25 protein-coding genes are annotated in these 25,910 nt (G+C 39.7%); 12 read left to right on the top strand and 13 right to left on the bottom strand.

What is annotated here, in order from left to right; genetic code table 11:
- Positions 1-19: 19 nt before the first annotated feature.
- Positions 20-2,035, bottom strand: coding sequence for an ABC transporter ATP-binding protein (locus NST15_RS04865; RefSeq protein WP_035703438.1), 2,016 nt, complete (start codon positions 2,033-2,035; stop codon positions 20-22).
- Entirely contained in the window at positions 2,032-3,789 is a 1,758-nt protein-coding gene (locus NST15_RS04860) for an ABC transporter transmembrane domain-containing protein (RefSeq protein WP_035703435.1), read from the bottom strand. The genes NST15_RS04865 and NST15_RS04860 overlap by 4 nt, the downstream gene beginning before the upstream one ends.
- A gap of 559 nt (positions 3,790-4,348) precedes the next feature.
- Here NST15_RS04860 and NST15_RS04855 point away from each other — a divergent pair.
- On the top strand, positions 4,349-4,855 hold the full coding sequence (locus NST15_RS04855) for a universal stress protein (protein WP_008348950.1): 507 nt from the start codon (positions 4,349-4,351) through the stop codon (positions 4,853-4,855).
- Between the two features lie 209 nt (positions 4,856-5,064).
- Here the strand turns inward: NST15_RS04855 and dat are convergent, their stop codons facing one another.
- On the bottom strand, positions 5,065-5,919 hold the full coding sequence (gene dat / locus NST15_RS04850; protein WP_008348952.1) for a D-amino-acid transaminase: 855 nt from the start codon (positions 5,917-5,919) through the stop codon (positions 5,065-5,067).
- 295 nt (positions 5,920-6,214) lie between these two features.
- Here dat and NST15_RS04845 point away from each other — a divergent pair, with 295 nt between their 5' ends.
- Complete coding sequence (locus NST15_RS04845) at positions 6,215-7,069, top strand: polysaccharide deacetylase family protein (protein WP_058213967.1); 855 nt, start codon at positions 6,215-6,217, stop codon at positions 7,067-7,069.
- Positions 7,070-7,107: 38 nt separating this feature from the next.
- Here the strand turns inward: NST15_RS04845 and NST15_RS04840 are convergent, their stop codons facing one another.
- The 3 genes from NST15_RS04840 to NST15_RS04830 all read right to left on the bottom strand — a co-directional run bounded on the left by NST15_RS04840 (position 7,108) and on the right by NST15_RS04830 (position 9,223).
- Positions 7,108-7,854 (bottom strand): NAD-dependent protein deacylase, encoded by a 747-nt coding sequence (locus NST15_RS04840; protein ID WP_165378800.1) that lies wholly within the window; start codon positions 7,852-7,854, stop codon positions 7,108-7,110.
- A 14-nt stretch (positions 7,855-7,868) separates the two neighbouring features.
- A complete protein-coding gene (locus tag NST15_RS04835; protein WP_017360337.1) occupies positions 7,869-8,957 on the bottom strand; it encodes a mechanosensitive ion channel family protein in 1,089 nt (362 codons plus the stop codon).
- Positions 8,958-9,121: 164 nt separating this feature from the next.
- Positions 9,122-9,223 carry a YhdX family protein gene (locus NST15_RS04830; protein ID WP_017360338.1) on the bottom strand — a complete coding sequence of 34 codons (102 nt, stop codon included), beginning with the start codon at positions 9,221-9,223 and terminating at the stop codon, positions 9,122-9,124.
- 305 nt (positions 9,224-9,528) lie between these two features.
- Between NST15_RS04830 and NST15_RS04825 the strand changes: the two genes are divergently transcribed.
- Genes NST15_RS04825 through NST15_RS04815 form a run of 3 tightly spaced genes read left to right on the top strand, consistent with a single transcriptional unit; the run spans position 9,529 to position 11,012 of the window.
- Positions 9,529-10,245, top strand: a complete 717-nt coding sequence (locus NST15_RS04825; RefSeq protein ID WP_342498910.1) for a glycerophosphodiester phosphodiesterase family protein — start codon at positions 9,529-9,531, stop codon at positions 10,243-10,245.
- On the top strand, positions 10,245-10,646 hold the full coding sequence (gene crcB / locus NST15_RS04820) for a fluoride efflux transporter CrcB (protein WP_017366925.1): 402 nt from the start codon (positions 10,245-10,247) through the stop codon (positions 10,644-10,646). Before NST15_RS04825 ends, crcB begins: the two co-directional genes overlap by 1 nt.
- The gene (locus NST15_RS04815; protein ID WP_058337531.1) at positions 10,647-11,012 is read left to right on the top strand and encodes a CrcB family protein; all 366 of its coding nucleotides are present in this window, start codon (positions 10,647-10,649) and stop codon (positions 11,010-11,012) included. It begins immediately after the preceding gene.
- On the opposite strand, the gene NST15_RS04810 is transcribed toward NST15_RS04815, so the two are convergent.
- Positions 11,009-11,401 carry a hypothetical protein gene (locus NST15_RS04810; protein WP_017360342.1) on the bottom strand — a complete coding sequence of 131 codons (393 nt, stop codon included), beginning with the start codon at positions 11,399-11,401 and terminating at the stop codon, positions 11,009-11,011. The genes NST15_RS04815 and NST15_RS04810 overlap by 4 nt on opposite strands.
- 89 nt (positions 11,402-11,490) lie before the next feature.
- Positions 11,491-12,873: a hemolysin family protein gene (locus NST15_RS04805; protein ID WP_017360343.1), complete on the bottom strand. Its 1,383-nt coding sequence runs from the start codon at positions 12,871-12,873 to the stop codon at positions 11,491-11,493.
- Positions 12,874-13,208: 335 nt separating this feature from the next.
- Here NST15_RS04805 and NST15_RS04800 point away from each other — a divergent pair, with 335 nt between their 5' ends.
- Positions 13,209-13,649, top strand: coding sequence for a MerR family transcriptional regulator (locus NST15_RS04800; protein WP_081827002.1), 441 nt, complete (start codon positions 13,209-13,211; stop codon positions 13,647-13,649).
- Positions 13,650-13,707: 58 nt separating this feature from the next.
- Positions 13,708-15,039 carry a hemolysin family protein gene (locus tag NST15_RS04795; protein ID WP_007497105.1) on the top strand — a complete coding sequence of 444 codons (1,332 nt, stop codon included), beginning with the start codon at positions 13,708-13,710 and terminating at the stop codon, positions 15,037-15,039.
- Between the two features lie 40 nt (positions 15,040-15,079).
- On the opposite strand, the gene NST15_RS04790 is transcribed toward NST15_RS04795, so the two are convergent.
- Entirely contained in the window at positions 15,080-15,682 is a 603-nt protein-coding gene (locus tag NST15_RS04790; RefSeq protein ID WP_017360344.1) for a 1-acyl-sn-glycerol-3-phosphate acyltransferase, read from the bottom strand.
- Positions 15,683-16,068: 386 nt separating this feature from the next.
- On the opposite strand from NST15_RS04790, the gene NST15_RS04785 reads away from it, so the two are divergent.
- Genes NST15_RS04785 through NST15_RS04775 form a run of 3 tightly spaced genes read left to right on the top strand, consistent with a single transcriptional unit; the run spans position 16,069 to position 17,889 of the window.
- Positions 16,069-16,560, top strand: coding sequence for a sigma-70 family RNA polymerase sigma factor (locus NST15_RS04785; RefSeq protein ID WP_008348979.1), 492 nt, complete (start codon positions 16,069-16,071; stop codon positions 16,558-16,560).
- Positions 16,553-17,611 carry an anti-sigma factor gene (locus NST15_RS04780; protein WP_017366923.1) on the top strand — a complete coding sequence of 353 codons (1,059 nt, stop codon included), beginning with the start codon at positions 16,553-16,555 and terminating at the stop codon, positions 17,609-17,611. The genes NST15_RS04785 and NST15_RS04780 overlap by 8 nt, the downstream gene beginning before the upstream one ends.
- A complete protein-coding gene (locus tag NST15_RS04775) occupies positions 17,599-17,889 on the top strand; it encodes a hypothetical protein (RefSeq protein ID WP_008348984.1) in 291 nt (96 codons plus the stop codon). The genes NST15_RS04780 and NST15_RS04775 overlap by 13 nt, the downstream gene beginning before the upstream one ends.
- A gap of 244 nt (positions 17,890-18,133) precedes the next feature.
- Here the strand turns inward: NST15_RS04775 and NST15_RS04770 are convergent, their stop codons facing one another.
- Complete coding sequence (locus NST15_RS04770; protein WP_008348986.1) at positions 18,134-19,534, bottom strand: amino acid permease; 1,401 nt, start codon at positions 19,532-19,534, stop codon at positions 18,134-18,136.
- 456 nt (positions 19,535-19,990) lie between these two features.
- On the bottom strand, positions 19,991-20,821 hold the full coding sequence (locus NST15_RS04765; RefSeq protein ID WP_342498909.1) for a LysM peptidoglycan-binding domain-containing protein: 831 nt from the start codon (positions 20,819-20,821) through the stop codon (positions 19,991-19,993).
- A gap of 354 nt (positions 20,822-21,175) precedes the next feature.
- Between NST15_RS04765 and NST15_RS04760 the strand changes: the two genes are divergently transcribed.
- Entirely contained in the window at positions 21,176-22,540 is a 1,365-nt protein-coding gene (locus NST15_RS04760; protein WP_272511350.1) for an alkaline phosphatase, read from the top strand.
- A 50-nt stretch (positions 22,541-22,590) separates the two neighbouring features.
- Here the strand turns inward: NST15_RS04760 and NST15_RS04755 are convergent, their stop codons facing one another.
- Both NST15_RS04755 and NST15_RS04750 read right to left on the bottom strand, forming a co-directional pair.
- Positions 22,591-24,006, bottom strand: a complete 1,416-nt coding sequence (locus tag NST15_RS04755; protein WP_017360348.1) for a SpoVR family protein — start codon at positions 24,004-24,006, stop codon at positions 22,591-22,593.
- Positions 24,007-24,082: 76 nt separating this feature from the next.
- Complete coding sequence (locus tag NST15_RS04750; protein ID WP_342498908.1) at positions 24,083-25,291, bottom strand: globin domain-containing protein; 1,209 nt, start codon at positions 25,289-25,291, stop codon at positions 24,083-24,085.
- Positions 25,292-25,474: 183 nt separating this feature from the next.
- Here NST15_RS04750 and NST15_RS04745 point away from each other — a divergent pair, with 183 nt between their 5' ends.
- A complete protein-coding gene (locus NST15_RS04745; protein WP_041507532.1) occupies positions 25,475-25,906 on the top strand; it encodes an Rrf2 family transcriptional regulator in 432 nt (143 codons plus the stop codon).
- The last annotated feature ends 4 nt before the right edge of the window (positions 25,907-25,910 follow it).

Genomic DNA, 25,910 nt, shown 5'->3' with positions numbered 1-25,910 from the left:
GCTTTTGCTGCTCATCCTATCAGCTGCTCGTCACAGCTCCCTTTTGTAATTCGTACATTTGCGCATACAGTCCGCCTTGCTCCATGAGCTCTTCGTGGCTGCCGCGCTCGACAATCTCACCCTTTTCTAACACCAAAATCATGTCAGCTTTCTTAATAGTAGATAATCGGTGTGCAATGACAAAAGTGGTTCGTCCTTCTTTGACGACATCTAGTGCCCGTTGAATGATGGCTTCTGTTTCTGTATCGATGTTAGCCGTCGCTTCATCTAGAATTAAGATCGCTGGATCGTATGCCAGTGCACGGGCAAATGAAATCAATTGACGCTCCCCAGAGGAAAGAGTACTCCCCTTTTCAACAACTGGTTCATCAAAACCTTCAGGCAAATGCTTTAATAGTTCTGCTGCGCCCACTTGCTTTAACGATGTTTCAATCGTTTCTCTTTTAATGTCTTCATTTCCTAAACTGACATTGGATGCGATCGTTCCAGAAAATAAATAAGGATCTTGAAGTACAATGCCCATTTGTTTACGCAACGTTTGGCGCGACTGATCATAGATGCTTTTTCCATCAATGAGGATATCCCCATGCTGAATATCATAAAAACGCAGTAGCAAATTCATGATCGAACTTTTCCCAGAACCGGTATGTCCAACGAGTGCCACCGTCTGACCTTTTTTCGCCTCAAAGGTGATGTTCTTTAATACATTTTTCCCTTCATTATACGCAAAGGTAACATCCTGAAATTGAACGTGCCCCTCGATTTTCTTCTGAACCGGTTCTTCCACTTCAGTACCAGGCTCATCTAATAATCGAAAGACCCGTTCAGATGAAACCCTTGCTAATTCTAATCTAGAAAATTGATTCACAATGCCTGTAATCGGCTGGAACAAACGATTTAAATAATCGACAAATGCATAGAGCACCCCAATCGATACAATGCCCGTGGCACTTAAGGACGCACCGCCAAAATACCAAATGAGTGCGACATATGCTAAGTTCCGAAGCAGATTCACCAAGTTATGTGAGAGTAGTGAATTTAAATGAAGCATCTTTCGCTGATATCGAAAGTGATTGTTATTCAGCTCATCAAATTCTTCTTTTGTTGCTTGTTCATGTCGAAATGCTTGAATAATCGTCATTCCTTGAATGGCTTCATTTAGCTTGGCATTAATTTCACTGATGATGGATCGAATGCGATGATTGTAAACCGACGCAAACTTTCTGTAAGTCATCGACCATAGGAAAATAATCGGAACAGCCACTAAACAAATGAGCGCCAGCTTCACATTTAATAAAAACATGGCGATATAAATGCCAATCATGTAAATGGCACTCGTGACGAAATTCGCTAGTACTGTGACATATAAATCACGAATGGTTTCTGTGTCATTGGTAATCCGCGCGACAACCTTTCCAGCCGGTAAATTATCAAAATACCGAATCGGAAGCGTTTGAATATGTTCAAATACGTCCACTCGCATTTTTTGAATAATGCGATTTGCAATACGCTGGAGTAAATAGTGCTGCCCATATTGAAAGAAAATCGCAATGACGAGCATCCCAAAATAAAATAGAACAAGCTGCACCAAACCACTGATTTCCGGCTGATAAAAAGCGAAGATTTCCTCTTTGGATAAACGCTGTACCTGATACGTCTCACGCTCGCTCCCATTTTCAATGGTGAGCTGATCCCCTTCTATTGTCCGGCTCCCGTCAAAGCGAATCGGTTCATTCACAAAATAGTACCCAAATCCGACTTGCACGACATTGATTTGCTTTCCATCTTCATTTTGATTCTGTAGCCGGTCACTTCTTATATAGTTATTTCCCTGGTAATAAACCGTTTTATCTGTTTTTTCATTTACCTCAACATACGGTTTTTCTACACCTAAAATATGATCATCAATCATTTTTTTCCCAATGAAAGGTCCTGTCAACTCAGCACCAACTGCAATGATCAGAAAGATCAAAGCAACAGACAATACTTTTTTATATAGGAGTGCATAGGCAAGAAGTCTTCTCCCTGTTGTCATGCCTCATCCCCTCCTTCCAGCTGATTTGTCAGCTGCTGACGCAGAAATTGCTCTTTATACCATCCATCTTGCTGAATAAGCGCTTGATGGGTTCCCTTTTGAACAATACGTCCTTCTTCCATGACAAGAATGAGATCCGCATGCTCTACAGCTGATAGACGGTGGGTTGTAATAAATGTCGTTTTTCCATGACGATTTTGTCTTAAATTCTCTAAAATAGCCGTTTCTGTTTTTGCATCAACTGCAGATAACGAGTCATCCAAAATCAAAATGTCTGGATCAATTAATAAAGCACGTGCAATGGAAATCCGCTGCTTCTGTCCTCCTGACAGCGCCACTCCCTTTTCTCCAACCATGGTTTCCAAGCCTTCTGGTAAAAGGCGTAAATCCTTTTCAAAGTAAGCATCTTTAATCGCTTGTGCTAATTCAGCTTCTCTCGCGTCTCTATGACCGAAACGCATATTCTCTTCTACACTTTTAGAGAAAAGGACATGATCTTGCGGAACATAGCCAATCCATTGGAACAGTTGATCCAATTCAATGTCCTCAATTGGAACACCTGAAAACAAGATCTTTCCATCACCTGTCGGATACTGACGAAGAAGCTGTTTGACAATCGTTGTTTTTCCGCTTCCCGTTTTTCCTGTAATACCAATCGTTTGCCCTTTTCGTACAGTAAAGGAGACATCCGTTAGATTATCTTTAGAGGAAGTTGGATACCTAAATGTCACATGTTCAAATCGAATATCGCCAGGCTCTTGTAATGTTTTTGGCTTGGCTACGTCAGTTACATCCGGTTGATAACTGAGTGTATGATTCAACCGGTCTAATGAGGCATTTCCTCTTTGCATGATATTAATCAATTCACCAATGGCAAACATTGGCCAGATCATCATCCCCAGATAGACGTTAAATGCAACAAGCTCACCAATGGTTAAATCACTTTGGAACACAAGATATGCGCCGTAACCGATACCGATTAAATAACTGATCCCCACAAGCAATTTCACCGTCGGCTCAAACAATGAATCAATGATCGCCACTCTCATATTTTTTTGAAAAACATCATCTGTCATTTCTCGAAAGCGATTCACATCTTGTTTTTCCTGTACAAAAGACCGAATCACCCGAACGCCGGCAACTGATTCTAATACACGATCATTCATATCACCAAATGCATCTTGAGCGACTGTAAAGCGTTCATGAATTTTACTGCCATAAAACGCTATCAAAATCGCCATCAGCGGCATCGGAATAATGGCCATTAAAGTTAATTTCCAGCTGATCGTCAGTCCCATCGTAAAAAAGATCATCAGCATGTAAGCAGTGGAATCGACTAATGTTAAAACGCCAAAGCCTGTTGTTAAAGCCACAGCATTCAAATCATTTGTACCTAACGCCATTAAATTTCCGGTTTTTTTCTTTTCATAAAAGGTGGGTGTCATCTTAAGTAAGTGGCGCATTAATTTTCCGCGCATCACACGTTCCATGACATTCGCGCCGCCAAATAACTGGTACATCCAAAAATAAGTGAGCGCATAGACACTGACACCAAGTAAGCAAAAAATGGTTACGTAAAACAGAATACTGGATGTTGTAAATTGACCAGACCGAATGTCATCAACTGCTTGACCTAGATACCTCGGTGGCAGCATTTCAAGTACATTCACAATGAGCAGCAGTGTAATGGCGATTGTATAGCGCCTCCACTCTTGTTTAAAGAACCAGCCTAATTTCACAAATACTGAAAACATGTTTGTCTCTCCTTTTAAAGCTAGCCGCTTTCTATATTTTCCTGATTGTCACCTTGTTTCGTTTTTTGAGCTTTTGTCATTTGTCTTGCCTTTGGCATGTTCACATGCTTTCACTCCTCTTCATTTAGTTGTTGATGCATTCCATTATTTCGAGATGCGAAATGTATACAACAAAAAAAGAGGCAACCAGCTGACTGGTACGCCTCTTTTATACATGATAAAAAGGCGCATGTTGACAAATACGCAACATACGCCTTGATTCATCCGATCAATTGGAACATACGAGTCCCTTTTCAATGACCAATGAAGGTGTAATTGTCACGTGAATCAACCCTTTCATGCAGTTTGATTTCATTCTTCCAATGATGTTGCACATGACATTTCCTCCTTTTGGCTCTTGAATCTTTTTTTATCTTATAGTGGCTGTCACTATTTTGTCAATAAATATTTTTCAATAAATGAAATTTTCTAACAAAAAGTTCACACCCTTTATGTGTATCTTTTTCAGATATCGGGTATACCATGAACGTATAGACTCCTTTTGAAAGGAATGAGGACATTGTTTCAAGCTGATCGGATGGTCGTTGCGTTTGATGGACATGAAGACAGTAAGAAAGCATTAAAGAAGGCAATCGCTTTAGCCAAAACTTTGCATGCCAAGCTGACCATTGCCTACGCTCATGATGGGAAATCCAGCAGACAGGTGTTTGATGCACCTCGCCCAATGACTGGCGGCGCTTATATCGGAGGCGGCATGGCAGACCTTCAAACACCCCCTGTGTATGTACCTCATGATGAACAGCAAAGTCCCTTGATTTTTGAAGACCATACAGAAGAGGTTGTTGCAGAAGCAAGAATGCTGTTAAATGAAGAGCAGTTTGAAGCTGCAATTGAAATTGTTGAAGGGGAGCCTGCAGAAGCGATTATCGAATACGCTGAAGAGATTTCAGCAGACCTCATCGTCATGGGAGCACGTGACCAAAGCAGATTGAAAAAAATGCTCTTTGGCAGTGTGAGTGAAAAGTTATCGTCCAAATCAGATATACCTGTACTGATCGTGAAATAAATGTCATCACAAAAGGCTAAAAGAACTTGATTTTAGCCCTTTGTCTTCTTTTCAGCGTGATAGAAAACCTTTGCAGCCCTAGGAAGGACGAGTACTGGCGCGGAGCGAATTTCACATTCGTGAGCACCAGCACGCAGGACTGACAAAGAATGCGAGGGTTTGTCTACACGCTGAAAGGCTGTAAACATTGGTTTACAGCCTTTTTCCTTTTACGAAGAAATAGATGCTTCGCTTTCATGCTTAATTTTTTTCTGGAACCCTTCCTGTACACGCTTCGTGATCTCCCCTGGAACACCTTCCCCAACTGGCTGACCATCTATCTCTACAATTGGAATCACTTCAGCTGTCGTTGAACTAATGAAAATTTCCTGCGCATGCAAAAGTTCGTCTTTACTCATGCGGGTTTCTTCCACACGACATCCTTCTTCCTGACAAACCTCTAGCAGCTTTCTACGTGTAATGCCGTTTAAAATCAGGTTATTTGCTGGGTGTGTACGAATGACACCGTCAATGACGGCATACACATTCGAGGACGTTCCCTCTGTCACAAAGCCGTCTCTTATTAAAATCGCTTCAAACGCACCAGCTTCAGACGCTTTCTGCTTTTCCATGACGTTATATAAAAGGTTTAAGCTTTTAATATCACATCTTAACCAGCGAAGATCTTCAGACAATAGAGCTTTCGCACCAGCTGTCTGCTCTTGAATAGGCTTTTTCACTTGAAATGTATATGCCGTAATCTGAGGGGTAAGTGCACCATATTGATGTTTACGAGGTGCGACGCCTCGCGTGACTTGAATATACACGCCACCATCAATCACTTGATTATCTGCGACTAGCTTCTTCAAATTCTCTTCCATATCGGATACTGTACCTTGCAGATGAATGCCGATTTCCTTTGCACTCTTGAATAGACGCTCAGTATGCTCTTTTAATGTAAACAAAGTTCCATTATATACGCGGATGACCTCATAGACTCCGTCGCCAAATTGATAGCCTCTGTCTTCAATATCAACATGTGCATCTTTTTTTTCAATAAAATCCCCATTGTACAATACTTTCATATGGAATCTCCCCTTCGCTTTGCTTAATGGTTGAATCTGATGCTATCTTAGCGGATAAATGTAAACGTTTCAATGATTATTCAGAATTATTTCATATCCATTTGACTGGATAACCTTCTATTGTAACAAATATAGATTCATAACCAAAAAGATTCCAATTTTTTAGCATCTTCTATATTCATAGGCTCTTTTTTCCTGTATACTTACTCCATATGAGTACGACAAAAAACAGCGAAAAAAGACAGAATCCACTACATGATTCGACACAAACTACTGATTTATTGGAGCGATTGTAATGCAACGGGTTACGAAAAAACAGACACCTTCAAACACGATGCTGCTCTCAAAGGCAATTGGTCTAGTCATTCTGACATTGATCCTTTTTTTCATTTGGGATATATCTAAAACCAATATGCAGGCAGCAGATCAACCGAATGAAGTGTCTGCGAGCAGTCCATTTCGAGACACAAGTACAAGTCTGAAAGCAAAAGATGATTCGCCAAAAACATTAGATGCACATTTTAAGATCAATCCAAACAAACATGTAACGGATCAAACGATCTTTTTGACCTTTGATGATGGCCCTTCTGCTACATCAAATCAGCTGTTAGATGTGCTAAAATCACAGCAAGTGAAGGCCACATTCTTTATGCTCGGGCCGCAAATCAAAGAACACCCAGCAGCTGTGAAAAGACTTCATCAAGAAGGTCATCAATTAGGACTTCATGGCATCACGCATGATGTGAAACGCTTTTATCAAAAAAGTGATTCTCCTGTAAATGAGATGAAAGAAGATCAACGTATATTGGCTTCTGTTACTGGTGAATATACACATCTTGTGAGAACACCTTATGGCAGTTCTCCAAACTTAACAGACCAGCAAAAAACACGTTTAAAACAAAAAGGCTTTGTATACTGGGACTGGACCATTGACAGTCTTGACTGGAAATATAAAAGCTCAAAATATGTACCAGAAGTATTAAATCAGCTGCAAGTGCTTGAAACCAAGTACCCGAAAAAGCCAAAAATCATCTTAATGCATGATCAACCAGCTACCGCAAAATACTTAAACAGTCTGATCACACAATTAAAGGCGAAGGGCTACACGTTTGAAGTCCTTGATGAAACAATGAAGCCACTACAGCAATAAAGAAAACCCGCACCTGTTGGATGCGGGTTTTTTATGATTTATAAAGCATTCACAAGCTCGCCAATTCGTTCGTGAAAGACAAGATCAAACAGCGGATCGAATTCCGTTTCACTTAAATTCATCATGACCTTAAAGATGGAAGGATGATGAGCAGCATCTTCTGGAATATATCGTGCTGGTGCCACTTCTAAGGAAGTTCCCATGACGAGCAGCATGTCCGTTTGCTGGAGCGATTTCTCCACTTGATCAAAGTGCTTCACCATGTCTCCAAAAAGGACAACATCTGTTTTGAGCACTCGCCCACACGCGCGGCCGTCTGATGAAATCCGCTCACAAACCGGCACCTCTTCTTGTAATAAATAAGGCAGTTCGTATGTTGACCCGCATGATGGACATGTAGCTGTTTGAATGGAACCATGCAGTTCATACACATGCTGGCTTCCCGCTTTTTTATGCAGACCATCGATATTTTGCGTAAAAATATCCACGCGTTTTCCTTGCTTTTCTAAATTGGCTAAAAAAGCATGTCCAGCGTTTGGCTCGTACTCTCCACTCATCTTCATTTGAAACAATTCTTTGAATTTCGGCCAAAATTGATGCGGATGTGATAAAAAGTAGGACCGGCTCATTGCCTCCATGCGAGAAGTATCTTCTGTCCATAGTCCACCCGTTGATCTAAAATCGGGAATTCCCGATTCTGTGCTCATCCCAGCACCTGAAAGGACCGTAATATGTGAGACCTTTGATAATCTCTCTCTTAGCGCTGCCACTTTTGTTTGATCCAACCACCATTCCTCCTTTATTCACCGAGCTGTTTCTCACCTTTTTGTTTCATATAAATGGTCTGTCCAGGGAAAGCAAATTCTACCCCTTCTTCATGGAAAATATCAATAATGCGATAGTTAATATCCTGCTTAATATCCAGGTTTTCAGACCAAGCCGTTGTGTTTGTATAAAAGTTAAAGAATAAGTTTAAATAGCTGTCTGCCAGCACATCGAAATTCACCATAATCGTTTCCTTATGAACCCCATCATGCTCATAAAGCATTTGCTTCAGACGTTTGATGCACTTATCAATGTTTTCTTTCGGTGTATTGTAAGATACGCGAACGGAGAACGTAATTTGACGTTTATTCATTCTCGTCCAATTTGTGATCGGCTCCTTTGAAAGGGTCGAATTTGGTACAGTCACCACCGCTTCAGCAGGTGTTCTAAATTTTGTGCTTCGGAAGGTAATGTCCTCTACAGTCCCAAGTACACTTGGAGTCTCTACAAAATCGCCCATTGTAAAAGGCTTCTCTGTAATAATCACAATTCCTCCAAAAAAGTTCGCCACTGTATCCTGCGCAGCGAGCGCAAAAGCAAGACCACCTAGACCAAGCCCAGCCACAAGTCCGTTCACATCATAATTAAACTCTTGTGCAATGACGCTAATACTCAGTGCAATAATAATAAAACGAAGAACCTTTGATAAAAATGGCGCTAAAATATCATCCATCTCTAATTCAAATTTTGAATTCACTTTTTGAAATAAGAAGGAAGAAGCTGCGGTTAGATTACAAAGTCCCCACGTCAGCATCAAAATAATAGAGGATCTATACAATTTGACAATGACATCCATATGGTGCTCAAAGTATGGGGCTTGTCTTAACGCAAAATATAAACCTAGCGCCACAAAAAACAGCCTCGCAGGTTTTTCAAACGCCACGACAATTTGATTAATGACTTCGGTTTTAGACCGGTTTGTCAGCTTAAAGAGCAGGTGAAACAAGTATTTCGTAAATACTTTTCGAAGTAATAAAAAAAGCAATAAAATACAAAGGCTAATGCCTATCTGGATCGCAATATCGACTGTAAAATATGTATCCATCCATTTTTGTGTAAACATCTCTGTCTCTCTCCTTTAAAACAATCCTCTCTAGTTTATAATATAACCTTCGTTTATGTCCTCTCTTAAATGTCTGACCTCTATATAAAAAGCCTCGGGACCTATCCCGAGGCATGATGTTCAATTATGAAATTTTGGCTTGAGACATATCGACGGGCAGCAAACTACTTTTTCTTCTGAGCCTGATCAAGGAGAGTCGCTTTAAACATTTCAGCATCCGTTTCGGCCTTAATACGTTCTTCCACTCTAATTCTCCCTTTACCCAATCATCTCGCCTCCTTTTCATCATTATAAAACATCAGAATTTTCAGTCAACATGACGAAAGCACTAATATTTTGACGAACGCTGACGATTTGGACAAAATTGATCGAAGAAAAATTGATGTAATTCAGGTTTACTCAATCAAAGCTTGCTCTATTCCTGTAACTTTTCAAAATGATACATCAAGCTTTTTCGGTACATGAGGTTCCATGATAATACGGCGCTCTTCTTCTCCATATAGTAAAGAAGGAAAACCACCAAAGCATTTGATATGATAAGACCAGAACTTATGTCAGGGAGCTGGAGCAAGTGTATATTATCGCACATAGAGGGTCATCAAGCGCCGCCCCAGAAAATACAATCGCTGCGTTTGATGTAGCTGTCGAGCAAGGAGCAGATTATATTGAATTAGATGTACAAATGACAATGGATCAGCACGTCGTCGTCATCCATGATGATACCGTTGATCGAACGACGAACGGAAACGGCTTAGTCAAAAGTTATACACTTGATCAGTTGAAAAAACTGGACGCAGGAAGCTGGTTTGACCAACAGTATACGAATGAACGAATTCCAACATTACAAGAAATTCTTGAAAGATACAGTCAGCGGATTGGGATATTGATCGAGATCAAACACCCAAAACGGCAGATAGGAATCGAAAAGGCAGTTGCCCGCATCATCAATCGGTTTTCCTATTCTCGTCATATCATCATTCAATCTTTTGATGTTCATGCACTGCAAAGAATCAAAGCATTCGCCCCTTCTCTTCGCACAGCTTTGATTATAAAGCCTGATGCATTTAAACTAACAAAACGAAAGTTAACGACATACAGCTCGTTTGCAAATGGTCTTAATATGAAGAAAACGATGATCAATAGATGGTGGATTGATCGTATTCATTCATTCGGAATGGAAGTATTCATATGGACTGTAAAAGATCAAAAAACAGCGGATCGAATCAAAAAATACCCAATTGATGGTGTGGTAACGGATAACCCGCTATTTTTTCAAAAGGAGAAATGATGCAGATGAAAACTTATTTCGCCGTTTTTATCGGTGGATTGATTGGTACACTTTGCAGATATGAACTAAGCCAAACCGTCATCAGCCAGACATTCCCCTATGCAACGATGATTGAAAACATTTCTGGCAGCCTGCTTCTTGGTTTTGCGACAGGATACTTTCTATTTCAGAAAGGAAAAAAAGATCTTGCAGCTTTGATTGGAACAGGGTTTTGCGGCGGGTTTACGACCATGTCCACCTTTTCTAAAGAGACAGTTCTTCTGTTACAGGCAGGGCAGTTCAATTTAAGTATGATGTACATCCTGCTCTCAGTCATTGCTGGAGTAGCCGCTGCTTTAGCTGGCCTGATCCTTGCTGAACGGCTCTTTCATCAAAATAAGCAGCAGAAAGGAAGCAGATAAATGATTCTTTTTTATACAGCTGTAGCTGGAGGGATCGGCAGTGCATGTCGTTTCTTCATCAGCCAAACAATCCAGAAAACTCCATCCCATGCCCTTTTCCCGTACAGTATTATTTTCATTAATTTATTAGGTGCAGCCGGTTTAGGTTTTCTCACAGGCGCTGTAACGTCCAATCATCCACTGCTAGTGATCATAGGAACCGGTTTTTTTGGCGGCTTTACCACATTCTCTACGTTTAGTGTAGAATCTGCGACGATGCTAATGCAGCGCCAAATAGGAAAGCTTGCTGCCTATTTACTTGTGACAATTATCGGCTCTTTATGCCTTTTTGCGGCGTTTTATCAAATAGGACAACTTCTGTTTTAAATATCTGTGATGGCAGCTAGGCTGATGAGCAGTTGATCCATCAGCTGGCGCTTCATTAAAAATAGTGTCTTCTCACTATAGCCGATTTCGATTGCACATTTTGCCATGCGCCAATCTCGAAAATACTTATAATCAATGAGCTGCTGCTCTATTTCATCCAATTCTTTTAAAGCCGTTTCAATACAAGCAACAATCAGTTCATACTGACTTTTCTGCTCTTCTAATTTTTGACGTGCCATATGATGATGTTGGAGAGAACTTCGCTTTTCAAGCTGTCTTTCAATATTTAAAATGGCCGCTTGATAGTTCTTGAAATTTTTTAAATGAAACTCAATACGTTTCATTGAGGTTTTTTTCTCCGTGATACTTGCTGTTTCATACCAGAGCATGTCCATCCCCCTTTTACGAACGTTTGTTCTTATTATATACGAACATACATTCTTAAAAAAGAGGCTAAATACCTAAAAAAACCTTGAGCTTATTTTTCGCTCAAGGTCATTTCATTTACTAACAGTGGCTCTTTTATATCAAGCCCTGTTCGTGTATTTTCTTTTTCTGATGATGTGACGCCTTTTTTCAGGTCGATCTTTTTCACATAGCGTCCATCCATCTCCAAGACCTTCATCCGAATATCATCAAGATAAATGGATTGTCCTTCTCGGATATCAATGTTCTCATTTAAGATTAGCCCGCCTATCGTATCAATTTCTTCATCATGATATGACATTTCGATCAAATCTTGAACTTCCTCTAATCTCACTTTTCCATCTAATATATAATGATGCTCCGCTCTCTTTTGAATGACAGGCTGCTCATCTTCATCGAATTCATCTCGAATGTCTCCAACAATCTCTTCTAAAATATCCTCCGTTGTGACAAGTCCAGATGTCCCGCCATATTCATCCGTTAAAATCGCCATATGCATTCGATCGCGCTGCATCTTGACGAGAAGCTCTTGAATTGGAATCGTGTCAATCACTTCAATCACTGGATAAATATAATCTTGAAGCTTCAGTTGATCTTTTTCTCCTTGATACACAATATCTGCAAAGAGCTGCTTTTTGTTGAGCATGCCAATGACATGGTCTTTATCCCCTGAAAAGACTGGGAAGCGTGTGTACTTTTCCTTTGTCATGATCGCCAGTATTTCGTCTAACGGCATATCTTCTGGAATCGCACAAATTTCTCTTCGCGGTATCATAATTTCTCTTGCGATTCGATTATCAAAATCGAATATCTTGTTCATATAATTATACTCTGATGAGTTGATTTCCCCATTTTTTAAGCTTTCAGATAATAAAATCTTTAATTCCTCTTCGGAATGGGAATGTTCTTTTTCAGACCCCATATCGATGCCCATCATTTTCGTTAGTACACGGGCTGACCCGTTCAACACATAAATAAAAGGGTACATAAGGATATAAAATGCATGCAGCGGTCCTGACAGCCAAAGCGTCATTTTTTCTGCCTTTTGTATGGCAAGTGTTTTTGGTGCAAGCTCGCCAACAACTACATGCAAAAAGGTAATAATAGAGAACGCAAGTGTTGCTGAGATCAGGCTGATTGCTGAATCAGGAATGTTTGTCAAACCAAAACCTCGAACTAAAAGTTCTTTTACTGCCGGTTTACCGATCCACCCTAAACCAAGGGATGTCACTGTAATACCGAGCTGGCAGGCTGACAAATATTCATCTAGCCTTGATGTCACCTTTTTCGCCATGATAGCCTTTTTGGACCCTTCGGCAACAAGCTGATTAATTCTTGAACTTCTCACCTTTACAATGGCAAATTCAGATGCAACAAAGAAAGCTGTTAAAGCAATCAAAACTCCGACTATACTCAGATTAACAATATCGTCCATTTAACCTTGCTCTTTCTTAGAAGAACAAGGAGTCACCTCCTGATTGATGATGTTGTCTTTTGCAAAACGGTTAACTGATTAAATAAGACTACTTTGAGGGCCCCACTTAACCACCTCCGGTTCACGTAAAATCCGTCTCTCTACATATATATGAAACGGTATTCATTTTATCTTACCATAAATAATCTGAAAATTCCTGTATCGCTACAGTATTTTAGAGATGACAACCCAAATTGATGGAAATGCCCTTTGTTTCTTCATATTGGCAGGAAATCTGAACAATTATCTTGTATTTCAGACTCGAATTATATTAAACTATTTTCATAAACTATAACGTGACGGTTAGGAGGAGATGTTCAGATGGGGCTGAGAAAAAGTATCGTATTGGTGAACTAGCACAGATTGCACAGGTGACGAAACGAACTGTAGATTATTATACGAATCTAGGGTTGCTTGCGCCTGTTAGATCTTGCTCTAATTATCGTTATTACGATGAACATGCTTTAAAACGATTACAATTAATCGTTCTTTGCAAACAGCAGAGATTGGCTCTTTCTGACATCAAATCCAGATTAGATGAACAATTCCCTTCTCAAAAGGAAGACCATGACGAACTTGTCCATTTAACCTCTGATATCGATCGGATGAATGAGCATATGGACCGCATTTTGGCACGTTGTAAGCAGCTTCAGCCAGAACAACGTGAAAAACTAAAAGAGCAGCTTACTCCTGAAAAAATGACGGCTGTCCAATCATTTTTACTGCTGTTAAGTTAAAATTTTTACTAAACAGGAGGTGTTACCTTCGTTCTCAAAGTCAGAACGAAGGCCTTAATTGGACATAGTGAATTTACTCATAGTTGCTTTGCTTATAGCTTTAACCGCATTTTTCGTTGCATCAGAGTTTGCGATCATTCGCTTAAGAAGCTCAAGAATTGATCAGTTAATCGCAGAAGGTAATAAAACAGCAGTTGCTGTCAAGCATGTCACGACTCACCTTGATGAGTATCTGTCGGCCTGTCAGCTCGGTATTACCATTACCGCCCTTGGGATCGGTTGGTTAGGGGAAGAAACAATTGCGCACATGCTTGCTCCACTATTTGTAGAGCTGTCCATTCCTCAATCAGCCAGTCATATTGTCACTTTTATTATTGCGTTTAGTATTATGACGTTTTTACACGTCGTGGTTGGAGAGCTTGCACCGAAAACACTCGCCATTCAAAAGGCTGAGCAAGTGTCCCTTCTATTTGCTAGACCGCTTATGATATTTTATAAAGTGATGTTTCCGTTCATTTGGGTGTTAAATGGATCTGCTCGTTTATTAACGAAAGCATTTGGTCTTCAACAAGTATCTGAGCATGACATGGCGCACTCTGAAGAAGAATTGCGGATTATTTTATCTGAGAGCTATAAGAGCGGCGAGATTAACCAGTCTGAATTCAAATATGTGAATAAAATTTTTGAATTTGATGACCGTCTGGCGAAAGAAATTATGATTCCTCGTACCGAAGTTGTCAGCTTCCCTCATGATATTACCATTGAGGAAATGCTGAAAGTGACCAAGGTCGAGAAATATACACGTTATCCAATTGAAGATGGCGATAAAGACAACATCATCGGTGTTGTGAATATTAAAGAAGTACTCACTGCATGTATTAGTGGTGAATGTTCCACAAGTGATACGATCGAACATTTTGTAAACCCAATTATTCATGTAATTGAAACGGTTCCTGTTCATGATCTACTGCTTAAAATGCAGCGTGAGCGTGTACACATGGCCATTTTATCAGATGAATATGGCGGTACAGCAGGACTTGTGACAGTTGAAGACATCCTTGAAGAAATCGTCGGTGAAATTCGTGATGAATTCGATATTGATGAAATCAACGAAGTGCGTAAACTGGGAGAAGACCACTATATCTTTGATGGAAAGGTTCTTGTGGATCAAGTCAACCTGCTACTAGGTATTCAGCTTGATAACGAAGAAGTCGACACAATCGGCGGCTGGTTCCTTACACAAAAATATGAAGTCGAGAAAAATGACGCGATTCGTGAACAAGGCTATGAATTTATCATTAATGAAGTCGATGGACACCATGTGGCATACATCGAAGTCAAAAAACTAAACGAACAACTATTAGAAGCAGCTGAAGAAGGCGCTTCTTAAGAAAAAAAACGACCCTTGCCTTAGCAAGTGGTCGTTTTCTTTATCCCTTTTCGATTAACTTAGCTTCAAGTTCTTTGATTCTTGTGTTTAATACTTCTGTCATCGCACCTAATCTTTCTTTTGGCGGCAGATGATCAAATTCAGACAGCTCAATCGGTTCACCAATAATTAAGCGCATTTTCCCCTTCTTAAAAAGGCTTTTTGCATTAGAAGGTCCTTTGTACGCTGCTGGAACGATTGGTGATTTGCCGAGCTGCGCAATCGTAACGGCCCCTCTTTTTAAAGGAACATCTTCTGTTGTACGTGTTCCGCTTGGAAAAATTCCAACGATTTTCCCCTCTTTTAATAATTTAATGGGCGTTTTAATACTGCTTGGCCCAGGATTCTCTCGATCAACTGGAAAAGCATGAATCTTCTTTAAAAATCCGCCGATCCATTTATTTGCAAACAATTCTTTTTTCGCCATGTAGTGGATCTCAAACGGAAGAATTCCTGCGCCTAATGCAAGAACATCCACAAAACCCTCATGCGTACAAGCAATGACAAACCCCCGGTCTGTTGGCAGATTCTCTTTTTGATATACTTTGATTCCGCCTCGGAGAGCAAAAAATGCTTTGACGGTATAGCCTGAAAATTTATACATAGTGCACTTCCTTTGTTTGAAGAATGAAGGATTTGTTTCTATTATAACAAATTTTTTATTACCTGGTACTAAAAATTTTCTCCTGCTGATAAAATAGAGACGGTTCACTAAAATCATCTTTTCACTTAAGATGACCGCTCCTTCTGTATTCAAGTATGTGTTTTTAGGAGAGAATAGAGGAAGAAATGTGTCCAAAATTGTCGTTTTTTGAGTTTTTTTCCTGATTTGTTCTATTGAAAACACTTTATAAATGATGCAAATTTCGCTATGATAAGGAGAAATGATTTTGATTCGGTGAAAGAGATGAGTAATGTACGGCCTATGAGAAGTTTCGTGCAACTTTATGCCTTTCTTATGCGTGTATAACATAGAGGGGAGAAAAATCAGTGACGATCGATGAAATTTATCAAATGTATATGAACGATGTTTACAGGTTTCTGCTCTCCATGACAAAAGACAAACATTTGGCAGAGGACTTATTGCAGGAAACCTTTATGCGTGCTTATATACATATTCATTCCTACGACCATAGCAAAGTGAAACCTTGGTTATTTCAGGTGGCACGAAATGCTTTTATTGATTATGTCAGGAAACATAAAAAAGAAGTGACCATATCGGATGATCTCATTGGCGGCCTTTTACAAACGTCTGTACAAAGTCCTGCTGAACAGATTGAAATAAAAGAAGTCCTCAACATGTATTTAGAGCAGCTTCCAGATAACTACAAGGAAGCGTTGACATTGTATTATTTAAAAGAACTGAATTACAAAGAAGCATCCAAGGTCATGAATATTACTGAAGCAAATTTTAAAAGTGTTTTATTTCGTGCAAGGCAGCGCCTAAAAGCACTATATAACAGAGGTGTTAATGATGAATGAAGAGTTTAATAAGCGATGGGAACAATATAATAATGGCGAGATGAACGAGGAAGAAATGATGGCGTTTGAAGAAGAGCTCGAAGAAAATGAAAAACGCTTAAGCCAAGAACTGAATGACTCAGATTGGACAGACTTCTCCATCAGTCCTGAAAAACAAAAAGCCATTTTACAATACGGAAAAAGAAAGTCCTATTTACGTATTTCTGTACTTGCTGTCATATCTACACTGATTATTTTACCGCTTTGTACACTAGGTAGTTATCTATACTACGGCGTTGGCGGAGCAGACAGTAAAGGCAATCATTTTATGGAAACGGCCGCTGTAACAGTCGCCCTAACAAAACCGAACGTCGCCATTGATATGAAGGATTTAAAAGGGCAGGTCAAACTGTTTGGTATGAACACAGAACTTAAGCTGCAAAAACAAATTGGCAATAAAACAGAAGCCATCGGTAGTGAACAAATCGAAATGTTTTTCGATAAATTAAAGCAGCCTACGATCTCTTATTATGGCGACAGCGCACGTAATACGGAGGATTTCTTTACGCACCCTTCGTCGCAGGCAGATACATCTAAAAAACAAACACTCACCACTTTAGACAAGTTACCTGAAGGAACAGTGAGTGAAGTGTATGTATCCTATGACAAAGCATACACACCGAAAGACGTGTATTCATTTTCTAAAAAATATGATATGAAAGTGCTTTGGAATGCGATAAAAACAGAAGATTCATTAAGTGGAAATCAGCGTCCAATCGGTTTTCCCGGGAAAGACTCTGAATTTTTAAAAGAGCTTCAGCACACATCAAAAACAGAGGTTGATCAGTTCAAAGATGCCCTCGCCTATGTCAACCAGCATCCATCCTGGGCAAAAACGATCTCTGGCAGACCTGAACTTGACCTCTCTAACCGAATACGCTACATCAATCAAAATGGTGTCACGGTTTACGGTTCTGTTGTCACAGGTCCTTCTAAAGAAATAGAGAAATTTGTGAAGACAAAACGCATTAAAACGGCCAAAGTGAGCGAGGTGGAATTATGGAATTGGTAAGAATTTTTAAAGAGCATAATGTGTTTGGCTGGATTTCGGTCGGCACCGCTATTTTATCGCTGCTCATGCTGAACCTCGCCATTATTAGCAATGTGACATTTTATTCGTTTCAAATGCTTCCTTTTGCAATGGCCGCAGTTCCATTCGGTGTGATTGAACTGTTCATTAAAAAAGGCCGCACTGGACCAGGTTTCCTAGGCGTCGTTCTGAATATTTTTGTCATCGTTTGTGTCTATGCGATCGTCTCCATTGATGTCGATCTTCAATTAGGTTTTTAATACTAAAAAGCCAGTCATACTTGACTGGCTTTCAGATTGTTGACAAAGGGCTAAAATGTTGTTTATTTTAGCCCTTTGTCTTCTTTTCAGCGTGACCTGAAAACCTTTGAAGTCTAGGAAGGACGAGTACTGGAGCGGAGCGAATTTGACATTCGTGAGCACCAGCACGCAGAACTGACAAAGAATGCGAAGGTTTGTCTACACGCTGAGCCAGTCATACTTGACTGGCTTTTTCTGTACACTCTTATTTTTTGTTTAATTCGGAGTGCTTTCTTGAATATAAGAAATAGACAACAAGCCCAATGGCAAGCCAGATTAAGAAACGAACAAATGTGATGGTGCCAAGCTTATAAATGAGCAGTCCGCAAGATAGAATAGCCAAGATTGGAATGAGCGGCACTGCGGGGCATCTGAATGCTCTCGGTAAATCAGGCTGTGTTTTTCTCATGACAATGACAGCAACTGAAATCAAAATGAAAGCTGAAAGTGTTCCGATGTTCACTAGACTTGCCAGCTCATCAAGCGGAATGAATCCACCCATTAATGCTGACAATGTTCCAAAGAAAAGAGTATTGATATAAGGTGTTTTATGTTTTGGATGAACCTTTGAAAGAACCTTTGGTACCAAGCCATCACGAGACATGGCAAACATGACACGTGTTTGGCCGTACAGCATGACAAGCATGACCGTGGTCATCCCTAAAATCGCCCCAACATCTACAATACCCGCCACCCAATTTTGACCGGCTACTTGTAAAACAAGAGACACTGGATGGGATACTCCCTCAAAGTTCATAAATGGAACAATGCCTGTCATGATCGCACTGACTACCACATACAACACGGTACAAATCAATAAGGAAGTGATGATTCCTCTTGGCAAGTTGCGGGATGGATTTTTTGTTTCCTCTGCCGCAGAAGCAACTGCATCAAATCCGATAAATGCAAAGAATACGAGAGCTGCTGCACTTAACACGCCTGAAGTTCCAAAAGGAACGAATGGTGTCCAGTTTTCAGGTTTTACATATTTCACAGCGACTAAAATAAAGAGCAGAATCACCGCAATTTTCATAATGACCATAATGTTGTTGACTCGTTTTGATTCTTTAATACCGAAGTACAGCAAGAAGGTGATGATCATTAAAATAATAAATGCAGGAAGATTAAAATATGTCACTTGACCCTTTAAACCACCTGGTGCTGCTGTTAATTCAACCGGTATATGAATCCCTATCCCATTTAAAAACGACACAAAGTAGCCTGACCAGCCTGCTGAAACGGCACTAGCGGCTAGCATATATTCTAATATCAAATCCCAGCCAATGATAAACGCTAAAAATTCTCCCATAGATGCGTACGTAAATGTATAAACAGATCCTGATACTGGCACTGTGGAAGCGAATTCCGCATATGACAATGCCGCAAATAAACATGCAAGACCTGCAATCACAAATGATAAAACAAGTCCTGGTCCTGCTGTGACGGCGCCTGTACCTGTCAGTACAAATATCCCTGTACCGATAATCGCTCCAATACCAAGCATCGTTAAGTCAAATGAACCTAATTCCTTTCTTAACGCTTTTTCCCCTTGTGTTGCCGCAATTAGCTCTGAAATGCTCTTCTTTCTAAACAACGAATTGCTCATACCATCACTCCCAAAACTTAGTATCCGTCTAAAGACGCCACCACTTCGTAATTCACTTTATTTTCTGAATATTTAGATTTAATTTAGCGCAATAAATTAGTGGCGTAAAATTATTATATATGAAAATTAAAAAATGAAAACACTTTTTTTCAAAATAGAGTGAAAATTCTTATTTATCAACAAAATATTTGTCAATCATCAGGGTAGATTTTCTTCAATCTTTATTCAAATCATAGCTTGGCTTCTTCTATTTATTATACAACATACAAAATTATACTTTTTTGATATAATTTTTATAAAGTGAAAATAAAATTATTCTTTTGATAACTTGTCTTCACTTTTGCTTATTTAAAAGCCTTTAGACTCATAGAGAGCTATGATAAAGGACTGATTTAGCTGCGCAAACGATATACAAAAAAAGAGACTGCCTAGTAAGCAGTCTCTTAAGATCCATTATTAGTTTACAAATGTCTTTGCGCCAAGGTAAATTGGCTTCCAATAGCTTGAAGTCATATCGCTGATCGTCACACCATCAGAAGCAGCGTGGATAAACTTGTTGTTCCCAAGGTAGACACCCATGTGAGATGGGCCAGATTTATAGGTTGTAAAGAAGACAAAATCTCCAACTTTAGGTGTTGAGACGCTTTTCATTGATCCCCAAAAACCTTCAGTTGTTTGTCTTGAAATCTTTGTTTGTTTGTTAATGATATACCACATAAAACCGCTGCAATCAAAGCCTTTCGGTGTCGTTCCACCCCATTTATATGGTGTACCGTTTTGTGCTTTCGCATCTGCTACGAGTTTAGACGTGTTTAAAGAAGAAGTAGCAACTGTTTTTTCTTTGACAGGTGCTGGTTTCACTTTGGATGTCTTTTTCACTTTCAGCTTTTGTCCAATTTTAATCAGATCTGTTTTGAGTTTATTTAACGATTTCAGCTCTTTCACTGTCATTCCATATTTTTTGCCGATTTTAGATAAAGTATCACCTTTGACAACTTTATGAGTGGCTGTCGCTGAAGACGCTTTTACTTTTGTTGTTGTTTTTGATGTTTTCGTTACCTTTTTTGAAGAAGTACCATTCACTTTTAAAGTTTGTCCAACATAAATCGTGTTAGATTTCAGTTTATTGTCTGATTTAATCTTACTCACGGTTGTTTTGTATTTTTTCGCTAGAACAGAAAGAGAGTCACCTTTTTGAACCTTTACTGATTGTGCTGAGGCAGCTCCGGCAAATAATGTCGTCCCAAGTAGAACTGCACTTGCAGCTGTGATCAATTGTTTTTTCATTTGTTCCTCCTGTATGTATCTATCGTGATCCGAATTTTTATCTACTTTCTATTATAAGGATCGAATACCAGAAGAAATAGTCTTGACTTCCTACGACATTATGCTTATTAATTCGGCAAAAATTATTTTTTTTTAGGGTTCTTTTTATTTCATTTTTATTACACAATCATGACAAAACAAATGCATCTTGTCATAGATAAATCATACATTCATTTCTCTTTTTGGTTCATTCTATGTAAAGTGGACCTTTACAATTTTAAAGTGAACTTTACGGTGTTGTCATTTGGAATCCACACTTCTGCTCTACCATTGTAAACGTAAGAGCGATACATAAACAATGAGGAGGCAAAATGAATGAGTGTGTTGAAAAGCTCGAAAACGAAAATAGCTGCAATCGCAGCTGCATCAATGTTATCGATTGGTATTTTTTCAGGAATTGAATTTGGACAGGCTGACAAAGCTGAGGCTAAAAAGAAACCAAAAAATGACGTACAAAATGTGATCGTGCTCATTGGAGATGGCATGGGAACACCTTACCTTTCAACTTACCGCTCATTTAAACATAACGGTGACCTTTCCAAGCAAACAGCGTTTGACCCTTACCTCACTGGCATGCATAAAACATACCCTGATGATTCTAAAAGTAACATTACTGATTCAGCAGCAGCTGGGACAGCCATGGCAACTGGTCAAAAGACATACAACAACGCCATTGGTGTAAACAAAAATGGCAAAAAACTAAAAACAGTATTAGAAGAAGCAAAACGCAAAGGAAAGTCTACTGGTCTCGTCGTCACATCTGAATTAACCAATGCGACACCTGCTGCGTATGCCGCCCACGATGTTTCTAGAAAAAACACAGCAGCCATTGCTGATGATTTCTTCGATGAGAAAATTGGAAAACAGCATACAGTCGATGTCATGCTTGGCGGAGGACTGATCGATTTTGTCCGCAAAGATCGTGATTTGACGAAAGAATTTCAAAAAGCAGGCTATCGTTACGTAACCAATAAAGCTGACTTACAAAAAAACAAACAGCAAAAATTGTTAGGCATTTTTGCTGACGGTGGTCTCGATAAAGCAATTGATCGTGATAAAACGACCCCTTCCTTGCAAGACATGACATCCTCAGCCATCAAACAGCTGTCTAAAAACAAAAAAGGATTTTTCCTCATGGTTGAAGGCAGTCAAATTGACTGGGCTGGACATGACCACGATATTGTCAGTGCGATGAGTGAGATGAAAGATTTTGAAAAAGCATTTGAAGAAGCCATTCGTTTCGCAAAAAAGGATAAAAACACGTTAGTCATCACGACAGCAGATCATTCAACTGGCGGCCTTTCCTTCGGGGCAGACGGTTCGGGCAGCTGGGATTATCAGCCTGTCAAAGCAGCAAAGAAGACACCTGATTTTATTGCAAATAAAATTGCAGGGGGTATGACGGTCGAGACTGCGCTCAAACAATACATCGACCTTGATTTCACAAAAGAGGAAATCGCCTCTATTCAAAAGGCAGCTGAAACAAAAGATCCTGTTCAAATTGATGATGCCATCGAAAAAGTCATCAATACAAGGTCTCATACAGGCTGGACCACATCAGGTCATACAGGGGATGAAGTACCATTTTATGCTTATGGACCAACAAGCGAACAGCTAAAAGGGCTCATGGAAAATACAGATCAAGCGAAACACATTTTCAAACTGCTGAAAAATCAATAAAGTGCTAATCACAAAAAAAGATGTCTAGTCGTAGACATCTTTTTTGATCATTAAGCGAGATACTTCCTATGAACCCCTTTTCCATCATATGAAAACATCACTTCTTTTCCTTCAAGAACTGACTCGATGTGCACACTTCTTCCCCATAGCTGATACAAATATGGAAGCACCTTTTCTAAGTATTTGAGATCAAGCTCAATGCCTTCATACCAATGTTTAATATAGAGTTCGTTGTTTTTTAAATAGTCGCCATCGATGACTGTCAAATACGGAAAGCCGCCATTGACCCTCATGCTGACTAGCTGATCACGGACTGCCTTCCATTCTTTATCAATGACTTTATAGTCTCTCCCCTGCTTTTGAAACAAGTACAAATCTTCCCTCATCACAAGGTCTTTCGTTAAGTAATTTCGAATAAAAGAAATGTCTGATTCAATTTCCCGCACTTCAAACATTTTGCTGCGACCGGACCCTTCCGTCACTCCTGCTTTTTTTAATTCCTCGCATGGATGATCGTAGCGCTCTTCAATATCTTCAAAAATCTTCAGCCCTAAATAGTAAGGATTGATTCCTGTCTTAGATGGCTGCACGACACCTGCATTTAATTTGGCAAATTCAATCGATTCACTTGAATCTAAATCAAGTTCACGCATAATCCGCTGGTGCCAATACGATGCCCAGCCTTCATTCATGATTTTCGTTTCTAGCTGTGGCCAAAAATAGAGCATTTCCTCTCTCAGCATCGTCAGCACATCCCGCTGCCAAGGCTCTAGCTCTCGGGAGTGTGCCTCGATAAAGAGCAAAATATCTTTTTCTGGCTTTGGGGGGAATTGCTTGATCGTTTTCTTTTTCTCACGTGTTTTCGGTTCATCCATTCCCCACAAATCATCATATGGCGTTTGACGTTTTGGTTTGTCCTCTTCATATTCATCTTCATCGTCGAGATTCCAGCTTAATTTTGAACGAACAAGCGACGGATCAATATGCTCCTGCAATGCCAATACAGCATCTAAAAAGGACTCGACTTCTTTTGTACCGTGGATATGTTCATATTCTTTGATTCGCTCTGCTGCCGCTGACATACTTTCCACCATATCTCGTTTTGTGTTTTGGAAACGGCAGTTGTTTTTAAAGAAATCGCAGTGTGCCAAGACATGAGCCACAATTAGTTTATTTTGAACAAGCGAATTGTTATCAAGGAGAAAGGCATAGCAAGGATTTGAATTAATCACCAGCTCATAAATTTTGCTTAATCCTAAATCATAATGAAGCTTCATTTTGTGAAATTGCTTTCCAAAGCTCCAGTGGCTAAATCGTGTTGGCATGCCATATGCACCGAATGTATAAATAATCTCCGCGGGACAGATTTCATACCTCATCGGATAAAAATCTAGACCAAATCCTTCTGCAATTTCTGTAATTTCATCAATGGCTCGTTGTAAAAGACGCTTTTCAGATACGCTCAAGGAAACCATCCCTCCTCATCGGACTTATCCCTACTATATGAGCGTACTTAATAAAACATGATGTTCAGCCAGTTGTTTAGACGACTTCCATCTCTTTCATGGACTGCCCGCCGAACGATTCATAATGGATATTCTCTTCCGGGATGTCCATCGCTTTTAAACTAAGGATCATCTCTTGTGTAAATGCTGGGGAACCGCAAACATAAAATTGGCCTTTCCCTTCACCAATGACTGATTGGAGGAATGGCTGGTGAATACGGGAAGGCGCCTTCTCAACCAGCTCACTCTTTCCACTCTTTCCACTCTTTTCAAACTGTTCGTTACAAAGGATAATACGCCCCTCTGGAGATGAATTGAGAACGTGTTCAAACTCTTGTTCGAAAGCGGTTACATCCTCTAGTCTGTCTGCATGAATCATCGTGAATGGCTGATTGTTATGCGACGCTGTTTTCACTAAACCAATCATTGGTGTGACACCAGAACCGGCACTAATCAAATAAACGGGTTCTTTGGTGTCATCTTGCAAGCAGAACATTCCCTGCGGCATACTCACTTGAAGAATATCGCCTTCTCTCATTTCATCATGCAGGAATGTGGAGACATGCCCATCTCGTTTCACTGTGATGCGGTAATAAGATGGGTGATATTGGTCCGATAAGCTGTATTGTCTGCTACATACATAAGCTTCACCCGGCATATTTGCTTGCACCGTAATGTATTGACCAGCTTCATACATTGGCAGCTCCGATTCATCCTCTGGTACTAAATAAAAGGAAATGAGTGATGGAGATTCTTGTTTCTTTTTCTTAATCATAAACGGTTTGACATCAGTCCATCCGCCAGGTTGTTTCACATTTTCAGCCATCATTTCTGCCTCAATGGTGATGAATATATTCGCAATGATGTCATATGCAGCCTTCCAAGCCGACAATGTGTCATCTTCCTCTGATAACCCAAATACCTCTTTCATTGCTTCAAGAAGGTGATATCCGACGATTGGGTACTGCTCTTTTTTCACCATGACACTGACATGCTTATGGGCAATTTGTTTCACAGCAGGAAGCAAGTCTGCCAAGCGATCAATGTGCAGTGCAGCTTGATAGAGTGTTGCGGCAAGCGCCTCTGGCTGACTTCCATTCATGAGATTTGTTTTATTAAACTGATTGAGTAGCTCTGGGTGCTGTCTAATCATATTTTGATAAAAAACAGTCACAAGTTTTGTTCCCTCAGCTTTTAGAAGAGGGGCTGATTGTTTAATGGCATTCATTTGATCTGTGGATAACATCGTTATTCCTTCTTTCAAAAGATGTATTTTAAATACATCTTTATCGTAATGGATGACAGCTTATAAAAGCAATATTTAAAATGCATGTTTTAAATGTTGTCACATTTAGTACTTTCTCGAACAGTTTTTGTCTAAAATGTGTTACGATGATACAAAACTCTATTAGGTTTAGAGGTCGTCCAAATGAAACTTACGAATTATACAGATTTCTCATTAAGGGTACTCATTTATTTAGCTTCGAGAGAAAACAATGAACTGTCAAATATTCAGCAGATTGCCGATATTTATGGCATTTCGAAAAATCACCTGACAAAGGTCATTTACCATCTTGGAAAACGTGGTTATGTAGAAACGATCCGCGGAAGAAATGGTGGGATTAGGCTGGGGAAAAGCCCAGAAAGCATTAATATTGGTGAGGTTGTCCGCTATACAGAGGATGATTTAGTCATGGTTGAATGCTTTGATCCGAAGAAAAACAGCTGTATTATCTCCCCGATTTGTTCATTAAAACACGTACTTCATGAAGCACTCACTGCTTATTTACGCGTTCTTGACCAATACACATTAAATGATTTAACACAAAACAAAGATGCTCTAAGAGAGCTTCTGCTCTAAGGCG

This window comes from Bacillus sp. FSL R5-0820 (genome assembly GCF_038593385.1).
Classification (GTDB): domain Bacteria; phylum Bacillota; class Bacilli; order Bacillales; family Bacillaceae; genus Bacillus; species Bacillus altitudinis.
Note: the sequence above shows the minus strand (reverse complement) of the source record. Positions and strands in the feature narration are given on the sequence as shown.

What these genes read in the sequence shown, in the direction of transcription:
- NST15_RS04865 (WP_035703438.1), bottom strand. Translation starts at nt 2,035, where the DNA reads ATGACAACAGGGAGAAGACTTCTTGCCTATGCACTCCTATATAAAAAA.
- NST15_RS04860 (WP_035703435.1), bottom strand. Translation starts at nt 3,789, where the DNA reads ATGTTTTCAGTATTTGTGAAATTAGGCTGGTTCTTTAAACAAGAGTGG.
- dat (WP_008348952.1), bottom strand. Translation starts at nt 5,919, where the DNA reads ATGAAAGTATTGTACAATGGGGATTTTATTGAAAAAAAAGATGCACAT.
- NST15_RS04845 (WP_058213967.1), top strand. Translation starts at nt 6,215, where the DNA reads ATGCAACGGGTTACGAAAAAACAGACACCTTCAAACACGATGCTGCTC.
- NST15_RS04835 (WP_017360337.1), bottom strand. Translation starts at nt 8,957, where the DNA reads ATGTTTACACAAAAATGGATGGATACATATTTTACAGTCGATATTGCG.
- crcB (WP_017366925.1), top strand. Translation starts at nt 10,245, where the DNA reads ATGCAGATGAAAACTTATTTCGCCGTTTTTATCGGTGGATTGATTGGT.
- NST15_RS04815 (WP_058337531.1), top strand. Translation starts at nt 10,647, where the DNA reads ATGATTCTTTTTTATACAGCTGTAGCTGGAGGGATCGGCAGTGCATGT.
- NST15_RS04810 (WP_017360342.1), bottom strand. Translation starts at nt 11,401, where the DNA reads ATGCTCTGGTATGAAACAGCAAGTATCACGGAGAAAAAAACCTCAATG.
- NST15_RS04805 (WP_017360343.1), bottom strand. Translation starts at nt 12,873, where the DNA reads ATGGACGATATTGTTAATCTGAGTATAGTCGGAGTTTTGATTGCTTTA.
- NST15_RS04790 (WP_017360344.1), bottom strand. Translation starts at nt 15,682, where the DNA reads ATGTATAAATTTTCAGGCTATACCGTCAAAGCATTTTTTGCTCTCCGA.
- NST15_RS04780 (WP_017366923.1), top strand. Translation starts at nt 16,553, where the DNA reads ATGAATGAAGAGTTTAATAAGCGATGGGAACAATATAATAATGGCGAG.
- NST15_RS04775 (WP_008348984.1), top strand. Translation starts at nt 17,599, where the DNA reads ATGGAATTGGTAAGAATTTTTAAAGAGCATAATGTGTTTGGCTGGATT.
- NST15_RS04770 (WP_008348986.1), bottom strand. Translation starts at nt 19,534, where the DNA reads ATGAGCAATTCGTTGTTTAGAAAGAAGAGCATTTCAGAGCTAATTGCG.
- NST15_RS04765 (WP_342498909.1), bottom strand. Translation starts at nt 20,821, where the DNA reads ATGAAAAAACAATTGATCACAGCTGCAAGTGCAGTTCTACTTGGGACG.
- NST15_RS04760 (WP_272511350.1), top strand. Translation starts at nt 21,176, where the DNA reads ATGAGTGTGTTGAAAAGCTCGAAAACGAAAATAGCTGCAATCGCAGCT.
- NST15_RS04750 (WP_342498908.1), bottom strand. Translation starts at nt 25,291, where the DNA reads ATGTTATCCACAGATCAAATGAATGCCATTAAACAATCAGCCCCTCTT.
- NST15_RS04745 (WP_041507532.1), top strand. Translation starts at nt 25,475, where the DNA reads ATGAAACTTACGAATTATACAGATTTCTCATTAAGGGTACTCATTTAT.